Consider the following 15,084-nt stretch of genomic DNA (forward strand, 5'->3'; position numbering starts at 1 on the left):
TACGTTCAAGTTATCTTAAATCGCTCAAATTTGTGCACTAAGCTATTACTCCAAAAGGGGTCAGTCTCTTTTATTGACCGCACGCATCCTGTATGATGCACCCAGTCTAACCTTATCAACGCTGGTACTATTCCCGCACACATGACCCTTTTAGCGCTTGGTATTAACCATAAAACGGCACCTGTATCGCTGCGAGAACGCGTAACGTTTTCGCCGGATACGCTCGATCAGGCGCTGGACAGCCTGCTTGCGCAGCCAATGGTGCAGGGCGGGGTGGTGCTGTCGACGTGTAACCGTACAGAACTGTATCTCAGCGTTGAAGAGCAGGATAACCTGCAAGAAGCGCTGGTTCGCTGGCTGTGCGATTACCATAATCTTAATGAAGAAGACTTGCGCAATAGCTTGTACTGGCACCAGGACAACGACGCCGTCAGTCATTTGATGCGTGTTGCCAGCGGTCTGGATTCGCTGGTGCTTGGTGAACCGCAGATTCTGGGGCAGGTGAAAAAAGCTTTTGCGGATTCGCAAAAAGGTCACCTGAACGCCAGTGCGCTGGAGCGCATGTTCCAGAAATCATTCTCTGTCGCTAAACGTGTACGTACAGAAACAGACATCGGTGCCAGCGCCGTGTCCGTGGCTTTTGCCGCCTGTACGCTGGCGCGGCAGATATTTGAATCGCTCTCCACGGTGACCGTGCTGTTAGTGGGCGCAGGCGAAACCATTGAGCTGGTGGCGCGACACCTGCGTGAGCATCAAGTGAAGAAGATGATCATCGCCAACCGTACCCGCGAGCGGGCGCAAGTGCTGGCGGATGAAGTCGGCGCCGAAGTGATTTCGCTGAGTGATATCGACGCGCGTTTACAGGATGCCGATATTATTATCAGTTCTACCGCCAGCCCGCTGCCGATTATCGGCAAAGGAATGGTGGAGCGCGCGCTTAAAAATCGCCGTAATCAACCTATGCTGCTGGTGGATATCGCCGTACCGCGCGATGTCGAGCCGGAAGTGGGTAAGTTGTCCAACGCCTATCTGTACAGCGTTGACGACCTGCAAAGCATCATTTCGCATAACTTGGCCCAGCGCAAAGCGGCGGCCGTGGAAGCCGAAACCATTGTGGCGCAGGAAACCAGCGAATTTATGGCCTGGCTACGCGCTCAGGGCGCAAGTGAAACTATCCGCGAGTATCGCAGTCAGTCAGAACAGATTCGTGATGAACTGACCGCCAAAGCGTTGGCCGCTCTTCAACAGGGTGGTGATGCGCAAGCCATTATGCAGGATCTGGCCTGGAAACTGACCAACCGCTTGATCCATGCACCAACCAAATCACTTCAACAGGCCGCCCGTGACGGGGATAGTGAACGCCTGAATATTCTGCGCGACAGCCTCGGGCTGGAGTAGCAGCACACCAATCTTATTTTTTACAGGGTGCATTTACGCCTATGAAGCCTTCTATCGTTGCCAAACTGGAAGCCCTGCATGAACGCCATGAAGAAGTTCAGGCGCTGCTCGGGGATGCGGGTACTATCGCAGACCAGGAACGCTTTCGTGCACTGTCGCGCGAATATGCGCAATTAAGCGATGTATCTCGCTGTTTTACGGACTGGCAACAGGTTCAGGAAGATATCGAGACGGCTCAGATGATGCTCGACGATCCTGAAATGCGTGAAATGGCGCAGGATGAACTGCGTGAAGCAAAAGATAAATGCGAGCAGCTGGAGCAACATCTGCAGGTTCTGCTGTTGCCTAAAGATCCTGATGACGAACGTAACGCCTTCCTCGAAGTGCGTGCGGGAACCGGTGGTGATGAGGCCGCGCTGTTTGCCGGCGATCTGTTCCGCATGTACAGCCGTTACGCTGAATCGCGTCGCTGGCGGGTAGAGATCATGAGCGCCAGCGAAGGCGAACATGGCGGGTTTAAAGAAGTCATTGCTAAAATTAGCGGCGAAGGCGTGTACGGTCGACTGAAATTTGAGTCCGGTGGGCATCGCGTGCAGCGCGTACCTGCGACGGAGTCACAGGGCCGTATTCACACCTCGGCCTGTACGGTCGCGGTCATGCCGGAACTGCCGGATGCCGAACTGCCGGACATCAACCCGGCCGATCTGCGTATTGATACCTTCCGCTCATCAGGCGCAGGGGGGCAGCACGTTAACACCACCGACTCCGCAATCCGTATTACCCACTTGCCGACTGGTATCGTAGTGGAATGCCAGGACGAACGTTCGCAGCATAAAAACAAAGCGAAAGCGATGTCGGTGCTGGGGGCGCGAATTCGTGCCGCCGAAGTGGCAAGACGTCAACAGGCAGAAGCCTCTGAGCGTCGCAATCTGTTGGGCAGTGGCGATCGCAGCGATCGCAACCGTACCTATAACTTCCCGCAGGGTCGCGTGACCGATCACCGCATTAACCTGACGCTCTACCGTCTGGATGAAGCGATGGAAGGCAAACTGGATATGCTCATTGAGCCAATTGTCCAGGAATACCAGGCCGACCAACTGGCGGCGTTGTCCGAGCAGGATTAATGGATTATCAGCACTGGCTGCGTGAAGCGATAAGCCAATTACAGGCAAGTGAAAGCCCGCGCCGTGACGCCGAGATTTTGCTCGAGTTTGTTACCGGTAAGGGACGCACCTTTATTTTGGCTTTCGGTGAAACGGTATTAACCGAGGCGCAGCGTCAACAGCTCGACACATTACTGGAGCGCCGTCAGCGGGGTGAGCCGGTGGCGCATTTAACCGGCGTGCGGGAGTTCTGGTCGTTGCCGCTGTTTGTGTCTCCGGCTACGCTTATCCCTCGTCCGGATACTGAGTGTCTGGTGGAACAGGCGCTTGCTCGCCTGCCGGCCTCAGCGTGCCGCATTCTCGATTTGGGAACCGGCACGGGCGCCATTGCGCTGGCACTGGCAACCGAGCGTCCGGATTGCGCGGTAACGGCGGTTGACCGCATGCCGGATGCCGTTGCGCTGGCCACTCGCAACAAACAGCATTTGGGCATCGACAATGTTTGCGTGCTGCAAAGCAACTGGTTCAGCGCTTTGCAGGGACAGCAGTTTGACATGATTGTCAGCAATCCGCCGTATATCGACGAACAGGATCCGCACCTGGCGCAAGGCGATGTACGCTTTGAACCTCTGTCGGCACTGGTGGCGGGCGATCGAGGACTGGCGGATATCGTGCATATCATTGACCAGTCTCAGCGCGTGTTAACGCCCGGCGGCTATCTGTTGCTGGAACATGGCTGGCAGCAGGGGCAGGCCGTCCGGGACGTCTTTACTCGTGCGGGTTACCAGGCGGTTGAAACCTGTCGTGATTATGGCGGCAACGAGCGTATTACGCTTGGACGCATCCCATCATGAGTACCTTCAGTGTGTTACTCAACATTCATCTCATCAGTATTGCGCTTTCCGTTGGCTTGCTGACGCTGCGTTTTTGGTGGCGTTACACCGACTCGCGTCTTGCCTGCGCACGCTGGACGCGCATTGTGCCACCGGTTGTGGATACCGTTTTATTACTCAGCGGCGTGGCGTTAATGGTTAAAGCGCACATCCTGCCATTCACTGAGCACGGGACATGGCTGACTGAAAAGCTGTTTGGGGTTATCATTTACATCGTTTTGGGTTTTATTGCGCTCGATTATCGTCGGGCGCGCAGTCAGCAGGCGCGATTAGTCGCATTTCCGCTGGCGCTGGTGGTGCTGTACATCATCATTAAACTCGCCACCACAAAAATACCGTTACTGGGGTAAGCATGAGGTCGTTAGCTGATTTCGAATTTAATAAAGCGCCATTGTGTGATGGGATGATCCTGGCGTCGGAGTCTATCCGTCTGGATTTTCCAACACAAACTGTCTACGACGAACTGGAACGTCTGGTCAGTCTGGCGCAAGAAGAAATTAGCCAGCTCCTGTCTCAGGATGAGCAACTGGAAAAACTGCTGGCACTTTTTTACGGCGAATGGGGATTTACGGATACCCACGGCGTCTATCGTCTTTCTGATGCACTCTGGCTTGACCAGGTACTGAAAAATCGGCAGGGTAGCGCCGTGTCTCTGGGGGCGATCTTATTGTGGATTGCCAACAGACTGGAGCTGCCGCTGGTACCGGTGATTTTCCCGACGCAACTGATCCTTCGTATTGAGTCGCTCGATGGTGAAATGTGGCTAATCAATCCATTCAATGGCGAAACGTTAAATGAGCACACGCTGGAAGTGTGGTTGAAGGGGAACATCAGCCCGGTCGCGGAGCTGTTTAACGAAGACCTGGATGAAGCGGATAACGCGGAAGTGATCCGCAAACTGCTCGACACGCTGAAATCATCACTGATGGAAGAGCGGCAAATGGAGCTGGCGCTGCGTGCCAGTGAAGCACTATTGCAGTTTAATCCTGAAGATCCGTATGAAATTCGCGATCGTGGTTTAATATACGCGCAGCTCGAGTGCGAACATGTTGCGCTGACAGATTTAAGTTATTTCGTTGAACAGTGTCCGGAAGACCCGATCAGCGAAATGATTCGTGCGCAAATTAATACTATTTCGCACAAACAAATTGTATTGCATTGATTAATCACACTTTACCTACCGTTTAAGGCGATCCTATGAAACAAAAAGTGGTTAGCATTGGCGACATCAACGTGGCAAATGACCTGCCGTTCGTGCTGTTTGGCGGAATGAACGTGCTGGAATCCCGCGATCTGGCGATGCGCATTTGTGAGCACTACGTAACCGTTACTCAAAAGCTGGGTATCCCTTACGTGTTTAAAGCCTCCTTTGATAAAGCCAACCGTTCTTCCATCCACTCTTACCGTGGACCGGGCCTTGAAGAAGGGATGAAAATCTTCCAGGAACTGAAACAGACTTTTGGCGTAAAAGTGATCACCGACGTTCACGAAGCCAGCCAGGCACAGCCTGTTGCTGATGTGGTGGATGTGATTCAGCTTCCGGCATTCCTCGCTCGTCAGACCGATCTGGTGGAAGCGATGGCGAAAACCGGTGCTGTAATCAACGTTAAGAAACCGCAGTTCATCAGCCCGGCTCAGATGGGCAACATCGTGGATAAATTCCATGAAGGCGGCAACGATAAGGTTATTCTGTGCGACCGTGGTGCGAACTTTGGTTATGACAACCTGGTTGTGGACATGCTGGGCTTCAGCGTGATGAAGAAAGTCTCCGGCAACTCACCGGTGATTTTTGACGTTACCCATGCGCTGCAGTGCCGCGATCCGTTTGGCGCAGCAAGCGGCGGTCGTCGGGCGCAGGTTACCGAACTGGCGCGTGCCGGTATGGCGGTTGGTCTGGCAGGTCTGTTTATTGAAGCGCATCCGGATCCAGCCAATGCGAAATGCGATGGTCCATCCGCGCTGCCGCTGGCGAAGCTGGAACAGTTCCTGACGCAGATTAAAGCGATTGATGACCTGGTGAAAAGCTTCGACGAGCTGGATACCGAGAACTAAGTGAGTGTGACAGGCCGGAATTTCCCTCCGGCCTGCTATTTGAAAAGGGTGTCAAGGTCGCCGTCAGGCACCAGACGCGCCATCGATTGTGTTATATCGGCAGAAAAGAAAACGGCCCTCAAGAGGACCGTGCGGTACGTCTAAAATAATAATCAGGCAAATATTGTCATCAGATAGGCGATAAACAGTGCCAGATGCGCTGCACCGTTAAGCACATTGGTGCGTCCGGTGGAGAAAGAGATCTGACACAGAACCAGTGATGAAACCATCACAATCATCTCTGGCGCCCCCAGCGCAAACATCAAATCATTCCCGGTTGCCCATGCAATCAGCGTCACCACCGGTACGGTCAGCGAAATTGTGGCTAACACCGAACCGAAGAATAAATTCATTGCCCGCTGTACCTGATTGCTCAGAACCGCTTTCAGTGCGCCCAGTCCTTCAGGCGAAAGTATCAGTAACGCGACCAGGAAACCCGTAAATGCGACTGGCGCATTCAGTTCAGTCAGCAAGGTCTCAAGCGGGCTGGCGTTCATCTTGGTCACGGCGATAACAGCGATCAGATGAATGATAAGCCAGGCGGCGTGCCACAGATTGCTGTGCGCTGACGGCTTACCGTGATGCGGGTCGTCGTCGTCACCCTCGTCTTCATGCTCGTAAATGAACAGACTTTGGTGCGTTTTAGTTTGAATCAGCAAAAATACGCCGTACATCGCCGCAGAAATTAACGCCACCAACAGCGCCTGCGCGGTAGTGAAATTTGCCCCTGGCAACGCCATCGGGAATACCAGTACAATAATGGCCAGTGGGAACAGGGCGATTAAATACTGCTTAATACCAAATAGGTTCATATACTGAGTGGCAAATTTACGGCCACCTAACAGTAATGAAAAACCGACCAGACCCCCGGTTACGATCATAATGATTGAATACAGCGTATCGCGCATGAGTGTAGGTGCGGCATCGCCGGTTGCCATTAATGCGGAGATTAAGCTGACTTCAAGAATAACAACGGACAAACTGAGGATCAGCGACCCGTAGGGTTCGCCAAGTCGATGCGCTAATACGTCCGCATGACGGACAACGCTGAATGCGCTGCTTAATATACCAATAAGGGCCAGCGCATTAATACCGATGACCACTGGTAGTGACTGACTGCTCCCCCAGAAGAACAGTACTACCAGCGCCAAAATCGGGAAGACGAGAGAGGTCTCCTTGTGGCGGGTTTTTACCGCCTCATGTGCTTGTGTCATTGCATTAATTCTCCATCTCTGCAGGTATTTATAATTATAAAAAGTATTAAAGAATGTAAAAAATAACAGAAAACGTGGTTTTGTAGGTGACATTTTACGAAATTTTACTACATCACCTGTTTTCCCTCTCAAAGCGGCCAAAAACCAATTTCTTGTTTATAGACTGTTTAATTAACAGAAGGTTAGGTAAAGAAAATTTTTAAAAATGTCCATTATTGGCGTCTCGCCGCATTGTTAACCACACTTAAGGTTTAGCCTAAAAAGAGGAGTTCACAATGCCCTATAAATCTAAAAGCGATCTGCCTGACAGCGTGCAGCACGTTCTGCCAGCCCATGCTCAGGACATTTATAAAGAAGCTTTCAACAGCGCCTGGGAACAGTATAAAGACAAATCTGACCGCCGTGACGATGCCACCCGAGAAGAGACTGCACATAAGGTGGCGTGGGCCGCGGTTAAAAATGATTACCAAAAAGGTGATGATGGTAAATGGCATAAAAAGACGTAACAGTATCAATTATAATGCCTTTATAAACTCGCTTGCATCAGGCGTTAGCGAATCGTGCTACGCCGCGCGGTTACTGGCTTGCAAGCGAGCGGTGAATTGCCTATTGTCCAGCTATTGGTTTCAAAATGAGCAGTAAAAAAGCCCGGAAGGCGTCAAAAAAGTTGTCGCAGGGAAGCAGCAGTGGCGGAGGTGTAAGGTGTTAACGCGTGATTTTTTATTGAATGCCGACTGTAAGAAGGCATTTGGTGCTATTGAAGAATCACTACTCTGGTCAGCGGAACAACGTGCAGCCTCACTGGCCGCCACGCTCGCTTGTCGACCAGATGATGGACCGGTGTGGATCTTCGGTTATGGATCGTTGATGTGGAACCCGGCCTTAGAGTTTGAAGAGTCCTGTACCGGCACATTAGTCGGCTGGCACCGTGCATTTTGTCTGCGCCTGACGGCGGGGCGAGGAACGGCGTGTCAGCCAGGACGCATGCTGGCCCTGAAAGAGGGCGGACGCACCACCGGTGTGGCCTACCGTTTGCCGGACGCGTCGCTGGAACAAGAGCTTTCTCTGTTGTGGAAGCGAGAAATGATCACCGGATGCTATCTGCCGACCTGGTGCCAGCTGGCGCTTGATGACGGCCGTACGGTGAACGCGCTGGTGTTTATTATGGATCCGCGCCATCCGTTGTTTGAGTCAGACACGCGCGCGCAGGTGATCGCGCCGCTTATTGCCGCGGCCAGCGGACCTTTAGGCACTAATGCCCAGTATCTGTTCTCGCTGGAACAAGAGCTGGTCAAGCTGGGGATGCAGGATGATTGCCTTAATGATCTGGTGATCACGGTCAAACGATTGTTGGGAGAGAACCTGCCGGAAGGCGTTATGCGGCCAGGGTTTGCCTGAACCCGGCGTGGAATTGTATGCCCGAAAGCCAGGCGCTTTTCGGGCATGTCACGCTTAGGCTGCAATATAACTTATCGAATGCTCAAGCGACTGACTGTGGCTGTCGATCAGCACGTTCCAGACGCCGGTATAGGGCACGGTCAACCATGCGTTATCACGATCCTGCACGCTTAAGATGTCGGACTGCGTGTCTTTGACGTGATTTTTTTCGCTCATCAGGTGGATGTGACAGCGCTCGGAACAGCGCACAACCACCGTATCGCCACCAAATAACTTTAAACTTGCCTTCACTAATGCCATTTTTCCCCCCGTTCTTGAAAACAACGTACTTTCTGTCGAAAGTGCTGCGTGATGTTGTTCACATTTCACTCATTGCATAACACCAAAGGGGGGGCAACAGGATGCTGATTTTGATCAAAAAATGGCATAACGATTAAACAAAAGTGACAAAACACTTAAAAAGGGTTGAACGGGCGTGCTAACGTTCAACGAAACCGCGCCCATCAAATATTAAATCCGGAAATTATCGACACTTTCAGTGCGCTTTCCTGAACACGGTATATCAGAAGGTCAACACTTTATCTGCAGCCAGCGTCCATTGAGCCAGTTCTACCAGCGTGCCGACGGCCACTCCGTCAATTAACGGCAGCGCCGTGATCCCACGACCATCGGTGCAGGTTTTGCACAGTTTTACCGGAACATTTTGCGCAGTCAGGATCTCCAGCATTTGCTGAATATTGTAGCCCTCCGCGGGTTTCTGACCACGTAATCCTGCGGTTACGGCGTCAGACATTAAAAACAGACGCAGGTCGAGAGCGGCTTCCTGTTCGCGCAGGGCGATAGCCAGACGCAGGCTGTTAAATAACGATTCGCTTCCATAAGCCGCTCCGTTCGCGACGATCACTATCTTTTGCATTTTTACTCCTGTTACTGCATGTAAGCGTTAATAACCGACACGTATGTTACACCTATTTCTCAATGCCAGGATAATGCCGAAAAAAGGGGGAGGGGCTGAAAATCAACGCTGAAAACGTTATGGTTTAAGATAAGTATGCCACTGTGGCTAATTGATGTAAGAAACCACTAACGATTTGAGCCGTATTATCTGTTCTTCTCTTGCTGTATTCGCACTCTTGCCGCTGGCAGGCGGTACTGCTAACGCGCAGTCGTCCTTTGTGCACCAGGCTGAAAACCCTTTCGATAACAATAGTGATGGCTTGCCCGACCTTGGCATGGCCCCGGAGTCGCGGGCAGGCGAAAAGCATTTTGCCGAAATGGTCAAAGCGTTTGGTGAAGCCAGCATGACTGATAACGGGCTTGATACCGGTGAACAGGCGAAGCAGTTCGCGTTTGGCCAGGTGCGAGATACGGTCAGCGAACAGGTGAATCAGCAACTGGAATCCTGGCTTTCTCCTTGGGGAAACGCCAGCATCGGGTTGCAGGTGGATAACGAAGGCAGTTTTACCGGGAGTCGGGGAAGCTGGTTTGTGCCGTGGCAGGACAATCAACGTTATCTTACCTGGAGCCAGCTAGGAGTGACGCAACAGGACGACGGCTTAGTCAGTAATGCGGGGATTGGGCAACGTTGGGTACGCGACGGTTGGTTACTGGGTTACAACACCTTTTATGACAACTTACTGGATGAAAATCTGCCCCGGGGAGGCCTCGGCGCAGAGGCGTGGGGCGAATATTTGCGCTTATCCGCTAACTATTATCAACCGTTGTCTTCCTGGCAGGATCGTTTTGCAACCCAGCAACAACGGATGGCCCGCGGCTACGATCTGACCGCGCAAATGCGGATGCCGTTCTATCAACACCTCAATACCAGCGTCAGCGTGGAACAGTATTTTGGCGACCGGGTGGATCTATTTCATTCGGGAACCGGGTATCACAATCCGGTGGCGGTGAACCTCGGGCTGAGCTATACACCGGTGCCGCTAATCACGGTGACAGCGCAGCATAAGCAGGGGGAAAGCGGCATTAGCCAGAATAACCTCGGCTTAACCCTTAGTTACCGTTTTGGCGTGCCGTTAAAAAAACAGTTGATGGTCAGTGAGGTGGCGAACAGCCGTTCACTGCGCGGCAGTCGTTATGATGATCCGCAGCGTAACAATTTGCCGACGCTGGAGTATCGTCAGCGTAAAACGCTGTCGGTATTTTTGGCCACGCCACCCTGGGATCTCAAACCGGGAGAGACGGTGGCGCTGAAGCTGCAGGTGCGTAGTTTGCATGGGATCCGCCACCTGACGTGGCAGGGCGATACTCAGGCGTTGAGCTTAACGGCTGGCAGCAATAACCGAAGCGCGCAGGGCTGGACGATTATTATGCCGAAGTGGGACAGCAGAGAAGGTGCGACGAACCGCTGGCGGTTGTCTGTGGTGGTAGAAGATGAGCAGGGCCAGCGTGTCTCTTCCAATGAGATCACGCTATCACTGACCGAACCGTTTACTACCGTTTCGGAAAATGATCCTCGTTAACAATGACGCATGCGCGCGTTATCAGAAAATACGTTCCTGGTGCACCCATACCGCGGCTTCAACACGTGATTTGAGCTTCATTTTCTTCAGCATATGCTTCACGTGAACTTTTACCGTGCTTTCGGTGATGTCCAGGCGGCGGGCGATCATCTTGTTAGGCAGACCCTGGGCGATGAGCTTAAGAATATCGCGTTCGCGCGGCGTCAGTTGGGTAACATCACGGTCGGACGTTGCACGATTGGCGCGTAGGCTGGCGGCCAGAACCGGCGTTAAGGCTTCGCTCAGCACCATTTCACCGGCAGCCGCTTGCTGCAATGCTTTCAGCAAATCTTCCGGCTCCATATCTTTCAGCAGATAACCGTCGGCACCGCGCTTCAGTGCAGTAACCACGTCTTCTTCATGGTTGGATACGCTAAACACGACGATACGGCCTGACAGTGATTTCTCACGCAGCTTGTCGAGTGTTTCCAAACCGTTCATGCCAGGCATGTTGAGATCAAGAAGGATCAGATCGGGATCAAGGGATTCTGCCAGCTCGATACCCTGCTCACCATTGCTGGCTTCGCCGACAACGGTGATATCGGGCGCCATGCTGACAAGCTGTTTTACACCGGTTCGCAGCATCGGATGATCGTCGATCAACAGGATGGTTGCCGGTTCCAGATTACTCATGGGTATCTCCTTGGACTTCTGTGAAGTTTGTTTCGGGAATAAAAGTGACAGCAACTTCAGTACCGCCTGTCTCGCGACGGCGTACACGGCAATCGCCGCGCAAGCTCTGCGCACGGTCGCGCATGATTATCATGCCGTAGTGGTTACTGCGTTCGGCGTTGTCCGGTACGCCGCAGCCGTTATCTTGCACTGTAAGTTTGACCTGCTTACCATTTTGCACCACCGTCACGACTACTTCATCGGCCTGAGAGTGTTTGAGGGCGTTGCTCAGGGCTTCGCGCGCAATTTGTAGCAGGTGAATCGCCTGATGCGAAGGGACCAGACGCGGTGGCAACTGATAATCCAGCTTAACCGTAAAACCAAAACGCGCGCTGTATTCCTGACAGCTGGCTTCCAGCGCCGGTCTTAATCCAGGTTCCGTCAGCTGTAAACGGAAGGTCGTTAACAGCTCGCGCAGTTGCGCCCAGGAGGCGTTCAACTCGTTACGAATCTGACTGAGCAGCTCGCGGCAGTTATCTGAAAGCGCATCGCCCTGCATCTGCAAACAGCTCACCTGCATCTTCATACAGGAGAGCGATTGTGCAATAGAATCATGAAGTTCGCGCGCAATGGTGGCACGCTCTTCCATCACGATCAACTGCTGCTGACGCTCCTGATGCCTGTCGAGTGCAAGCGTTGCGGTCAGTTGCTCAACCAGGGTATCAACCAGTTGCTGCTGATCGTGGCTGAGATGGCGTCCGTACGGCAAAGTCGCGAGCAGGATACCATACTGGGTATGGGCGTCGGTTAGCCGCCATTTCAGTGTGATACCGCCGTCAATGGCGGGTAGCGTACCGCGCGGACACAAATGGCAGCCTTTCTCATCACAGCTAACATTGGACTGGCAGGTAAATTCCTGATGATTATCTTCATCTTCCAGATCATAGACCCGCAGTTCAATATCATGCAGCAGGGTCAAATTTTGCAGGCCGTTCAGTACCGGAGAGAGGCGTTCGCACAACGGCACCTGAGAGTGCAGACGGCGGTTGGCTTGCCACAGGAAAGAGAGGATCTGATTTTTGTGCTCCAGACCCGCCGTTTTCTCCTGTACCCGCTGTTCCAGCACCGCGTAACTTTCGGCCAGTTCTTCCGACATATTATTCAGCGCCGAGCCCAGCGCTGCCATCTCATTACGCCCACTGATATGTGCGCGTTGGGTAAAATCACGTTGACTGACGGCTCGCGCCATCGCCAGCAGTTGTTTCCACGGCTGTAACAGGCGCACGCGCAGCCAGATAATGGTGAAGACCAGCAGCAATGCCATAAATACGGCCATCAGGCGATGCAGCAAGACGACGCGTTCAATGCGTAACTCGGTGGTATGGTCAAAGGCGGTGACCAGCTTATCCAGTCCGCCCACAAAGCGCCTGACATCCTGCGCTACCGCATCAGGCGTTTGCGCATGCGCAAGCCCCGGTGCCAGTTTGGTGTGCCAGTAATCCTGTAAGGCTTTTAATTGCGCCTGTTGTCCGTCACGCTGCGCGGCACGCGTCAATTCCGGGCTAAACGCCGTTTGCTCCATTTCATCCAGTAGTGGTTGATCGTTGGCGTCCAGCGGTATGGCCGCCAGCAGGCGATAGCTTTGCATGCGTAGCGATCCCGCTTTGTTGATTGCATGCGCGCTACCCTGAACGCCCTGAACCAGCCAGCCAGAGACTGCCATACCCGCCACGCCGATGGCAGTAGACAATAAAACAATCAGCGCCACCTGGTTGACCAGCGTAAGCGGGGAGAGACAACGTTTAAACATGGTGACTTGTTCCTTCGGGTTTTCGTAAAACCGAAAACCTTATTGAATGACGATTCTGCTGCAGGCAGTGGCGTTATTCTCGGCGATACACTGGAGTATACCCATACCTCAAACGGGCTACCCCTTAATTGCCGCCAGAGGGAGAGATCCTAAACGAGGGGGAGTAGGGGACGACAGAAGCGTGAAAAACCACATCTTTTTTACCGAAGTTATGTACTCATTTAGGGTGATGATAAATTTCAGGCATCAATAATGACACCTTTTCCTTTGATTTATATCAACTTACCTCCAGCTGTAAACCCTAATGTGGCAGGCATCGAAACAAGTATCAGAGGTGTCTATGAGTCACTCATCTGCCCCGGAAAGGGCATCTGGAGCTGTAATTACTGAATGGCGGCCGGAAGATCCCGCCTTCTGGCAGCAGCGTGGTCATCGAATCGCCAGCCGTAACCTGTGGATTTCCGTCCCTTGCTTGCTGCTGGCGTTTTGCGTGTGGATGTTATTTAGCGCCGTGGCGGTGAACTTACCGAAAGTCGGATTTGATTTCACCACTGAACAACTGTTCATGCTGACGGCATTACCTTCGGTGTCCGGTGCGCTGCTGCGTGTACCGTACTCCTTTATGGTCCCCCTGTTTGGTGGACGTCGCTGGACGGCGTTCAGCACCGGTATCCTGATCATTCCTTGCGTATGGTTAGGTTTTGCGGTGCAGGATACCTCCACGCCATTTAGTACCTTTATCATTATCTCGCTGTTGTGCGGTTTTGCCGGTGCGAACTTTGCCTCCAGTATGGCAAACATCAGCTTCTTCTTTCCAAAACAGAAGCAGGGCGGCGCGCTGGGTCTGAACGGTGGTTTGGGTAACATGGGCGTCAGCGTGATGCAGTTAGTCGCTCCTCTGGTGGTTTCACTGTCAATCTTTGCCGCATTTGGCAGCCAGGGTGTTGAACAACCGGATGGTACGCAACTGTATCTGGCAAACGCCGCATGGATTTGGGTCCCGTTCCTGGCTGTTTTAACGCTGGCTGCATGGTTTGGTATGAATGAACTGGCAACCTCAAAAGCTTCGCTGAAAGAGCAACTGCCGGTGCTGAAACGCGGGCACCTGTGGATTATGAGCCTGCTGTATCTGGCAACCTTCGGTTCATTTATCGGTTTCTCTGCTGGTTTCGCGATGCTGTCAAAAACGCAGTTTCCTGAGGTACAGATCCTGCATTACGCCTTCTTTGGACCGTTGATTGGCGCCCTGGCACGTTCAGCAGGCGGCGCAATCTCTGACCGACTGGGGGGGACCCGCGTAACGCTGGTGAACTTCGTGCTGATGGCTATTTTCAGTGCCTTACTGTTCCTGACGCTGCCATCAAACGGTGTCGGTGGCAACTTTATCGCCTTCTTTGCGGTGTTCCTGGCGCTGTTCCTAACGGCTGGTCTGGGGAGTGGTTCAACCTTCCAGATGATCTCCGTTATCTTTCGCAAGCTGACGATGGACAGAGTGAAAGCTGAAGGCGGTTCAGAAGAGAAAGCGATGCGCGAGGCGGCGACCGACACTGCGGCAGCGCTGGGCTTTATCTCAGCTATTGGTGCGATCGGCGGCTTCTTTATCCCGAAAGCATTCGGTACGTCCCTGGCATTAACTGGCTCTCCGGTCGATGCGATGAAAGTATTCCTGATCTTCTATGTCGCCTGTGTGGTTATCACCTGGGCGGTGTACGGACGTCATTCTAAAAAATAAAAAAGTAGTAACTGTTGATTATCCATTGCGCGGTGTTAGACCGCGCTTTTTTTTGCCCGCTATTAGTTACAACATACTTTTATATTGTGACGCGACAACAGCCTGTTAGAACGGTGCTCGTAATATGCTAAACAGGGGGGATACCCCTTAATACCCACTTATAAAGAATTTAACATTTGTATGATAAGTGAGTTTAAAAAACTCAATAAAATTCAATATGTTGATTGATTTATCGATATCCCACTAAGGGGGTATGTGAAAATCGACCCTTAATTTTCATCCCTGCCTGCCTTGATCGTTATCAATTCTCACGCCCT

At 52.5% G+C, this 15,084-nt stretch carries 15 protein-coding genes; 10 read left to right on the forward strand and 5 right to left on the reverse strand.

Translation table 11 applies throughout. The features are described from left to right. Positions 1-141 precede the first annotated feature (141 nt). Genes hemA through kdsA form a run of 6 tightly spaced genes read left to right on the forward strand, consistent with a single transcriptional unit; the run spans position 142 to position 5,446 of the window. The gene (gene hemA, locus OGV52_RS20220) at positions 142-1,398 is read left to right on the forward strand and encodes a glutamyl-tRNA reductase (protein WP_016153294.1); all 1,257 of its coding nucleotides are present in this window, start codon (positions 142-144) and stop codon (positions 1,396-1,398) included. Positions 1,399-1,439: 41 nt separating this feature from the next. After that, a complete protein-coding gene (gene prfA / locus OGV52_RS20225; RefSeq protein WP_016153293.1) occupies positions 1,440-2,522 on the forward strand; it encodes a peptide chain release factor 1 in 1,083 nt (360 codons plus the stop codon). Further along, entirely contained in the window at positions 2,522-3,355 is an 834-nt protein-coding gene (gene prmC / locus OGV52_RS20230) for a peptide chain release factor N(5)-glutamine methyltransferase (RefSeq protein ID WP_016156740.1), read from the forward strand. The genes prfA and prmC overlap by 1 nt, the downstream gene beginning before the upstream one ends. Next, a complete protein-coding gene (sirB2, locus tag OGV52_RS20235; RefSeq protein WP_016153291.1) occupies positions 3,352-3,744 on the forward strand; it encodes an invasion regulator SirB2 in 393 nt (130 codons plus the stop codon). The genes prmC and sirB2 overlap by 4 nt, the downstream gene beginning before the upstream one ends. A 2-nt stretch (positions 3,745-3,746) precedes the next feature. Further along, complete coding sequence (gene sirB1, locus OGV52_RS20240) at positions 3,747-4,556, forward strand: invasion regulator SirB1 (RefSeq protein ID WP_003020775.1); 810 nt, start codon at positions 3,747-3,749, stop codon at positions 4,554-4,556. Between the two features lie 35 nt (positions 4,557-4,591). Further along, on the forward strand, positions 4,592-5,446 hold the full coding sequence (kdsA, locus tag OGV52_RS20245; protein WP_016156739.1) for a 3-deoxy-8-phosphooctulonate synthase: 855 nt from the start codon (positions 4,592-4,594) through the stop codon (positions 5,444-5,446). Between the two features lie 152 nt (positions 5,447-5,598). On the opposite strand, the gene chaA is transcribed toward kdsA, so the two are convergent. After that, positions 5,599-6,699, reverse strand: coding sequence for a sodium-potassium/proton antiporter ChaA (gene chaA / locus OGV52_RS20250; protein ID WP_016153289.1), 1,101 nt, complete (start codon positions 6,697-6,699; stop codon positions 5,599-5,601). A 275-nt stretch (positions 6,700-6,974) separates the two neighbouring features. Between chaA and chaB the strand changes: the two genes are divergently transcribed. Both chaB and OGV52_RS20260 read left to right on the forward strand, forming a co-directional pair. Continuing rightward, complete coding sequence (gene chaB, locus OGV52_RS20255) at positions 6,975-7,205, forward strand: putative cation transport regulator ChaB (RefSeq protein ID WP_016153288.1); 231 nt, start codon at positions 6,975-6,977, stop codon at positions 7,203-7,205. 196 nt (positions 7,206-7,401) lie between these two features. Then, positions 7,402-8,097 carry a gamma-glutamylcyclotransferase gene (locus OGV52_RS20260; RefSeq protein WP_287109058.1) on the forward strand — a complete coding sequence of 232 codons (696 nt, stop codon included), beginning with the start codon at positions 7,402-7,404 and terminating at the stop codon, positions 8,095-8,097. A gap of 54 nt (positions 8,098-8,151) precedes the next feature. On the opposite strand, the gene OGV52_RS20265 is transcribed toward OGV52_RS20260, so the two are convergent. Beyond that, positions 8,152-8,397: a DUF1883 domain-containing protein gene (locus tag OGV52_RS20265; RefSeq protein ID WP_003833405.1), complete on the reverse strand. Its 246-nt coding sequence runs from the start codon at positions 8,395-8,397 to the stop codon at positions 8,152-8,154. A 262-nt stretch (positions 8,398-8,659) separates the two neighbouring features. Next, entirely contained in the window at positions 8,660-9,013 is a 354-nt protein-coding gene (locus tag OGV52_RS20270) for a DsrE/DsrF/TusD sulfur relay family protein (protein ID WP_049042858.1), read from the reverse strand. 175 nt (positions 9,014-9,188) lie between these two features. Between OGV52_RS20270 and OGV52_RS20275 the strand changes: the two genes are divergently transcribed. Continuing rightward, positions 9,189-10,574 (forward strand): YchO/YchP family invasin, encoded by a 1,386-nt coding sequence (locus OGV52_RS20275; RefSeq protein WP_071600324.1) that lies wholly within the window; start codon positions 9,189-9,191, stop codon positions 10,572-10,574. 21 nt (positions 10,575-10,595) lie between these two features. Here OGV52_RS20275 and narL read toward each other — a convergent pair whose 3' ends face one another. Further along, positions 10,596-11,246, reverse strand: a complete 651-nt coding sequence (gene narL, locus OGV52_RS20280) for a two-component system response regulator NarL (protein WP_003020756.1) — start codon at positions 11,244-11,246, stop codon at positions 10,596-10,598. Further along, positions 11,239-13,035 (reverse strand): nitrate/nitrite two-component system sensor histidine kinase NarX, encoded by a 1,797-nt coding sequence (gene narX, locus OGV52_RS20285; RefSeq protein ID WP_287109059.1) that lies wholly within the window; start codon positions 13,033-13,035, stop codon positions 11,239-11,241. Before narX ends, narL begins: the two co-directional genes overlap by 8 nt. A gap of 340 nt (positions 13,036-13,375) precedes the next feature. Between narX and OGV52_RS20290 the strand changes: the two genes are divergently transcribed. Continuing rightward, positions 13,376-14,767: a NarK family nitrate/nitrite MFS transporter gene (locus OGV52_RS20290; RefSeq protein ID WP_016153284.1), complete on the forward strand. Its 1,392-nt coding sequence runs from the start codon at positions 13,376-13,378 to the stop codon at positions 14,765-14,767. Positions 14,768-15,084: the final 317 nt, after the last annotated feature.

Origin of the sequence: Citrobacter sp. Cb041, from assembly GCF_030336655.1 — a bacterium.
GTDB classification, from domain to species: Bacteria; Pseudomonadota; Gammaproteobacteria; order Enterobacterales; family Enterobacteriaceae; genus Citrobacter; species Citrobacter braakii.

Coding starts and splice junctions, on each gene's coding strand:
- sirB1 (WP_003020775.1), top strand. CDS start 3,747: ATGAGGTCGTTAGCTGATTTCGAATTTAATAAAGCGCCATTGTGTGAT.
- sirB2 (WP_016153291.1), top strand. CDS start 3,352: ATGAGTACCTTCAGTGTGTTACTCAACATTCATCTCATCAGTATTGCG.
- OGV52_RS20265 (WP_003833405.1), bottom strand. CDS start 8,397: ATGGCATTAGTGAAGGCAAGTTTAAAGTTATTTGGTGGCGATACGGTG.
- narL (WP_003020756.1), bottom strand. CDS start 11,246: ATGAGTAATCTGGAACCGGCAACCATCCTGTTGATCGACGATCATCCG.
- prmC (WP_016156740.1), top strand. CDS start 2,522: ATGGATTATCAGCACTGGCTGCGTGAAGCGATAAGCCAATTACAGGCA.
- chaA (WP_016153289.1), bottom strand. CDS start 6,699: ATGACACAAGCACATGAGGCGGTAAAAACCCGCCACAAGGAGACCTCT.
- kdsA (WP_016156739.1), top strand. CDS start 4,592: ATGAAACAAAAAGTGGTTAGCATTGGCGACATCAACGTGGCAAATGAC.
- narX (WP_287109059.1), bottom strand. CDS start 13,035: ATGTTTAAACGTTGTCTCTCCCCGCTTACGCTGGTCAACCAGGTGGCG.
- prfA (WP_016153293.1), top strand. CDS start 1,440: ATGAAGCCTTCTATCGTTGCCAAACTGGAAGCCCTGCATGAACGCCAT.
- hemA (WP_016153294.1), top strand. CDS start 142: ATGACCCTTTTAGCGCTTGGTATTAACCATAAAACGGCACCTGTATCG.
- OGV52_RS20290 (WP_016153284.1), top strand. CDS start 13,376: ATGAGTCACTCATCTGCCCCGGAAAGGGCATCTGGAGCTGTAATTACT.
- OGV52_RS20270 (WP_049042858.1), bottom strand. CDS start 9,013: ATGCAAAAGATAGTGATCGTCGCGAACGGAGCGGCTTATGGAAGCGAA.
- chaB (WP_016153288.1), top strand. CDS start 6,975: ATGCCCTATAAATCTAAAAGCGATCTGCCTGACAGCGTGCAGCACGTT.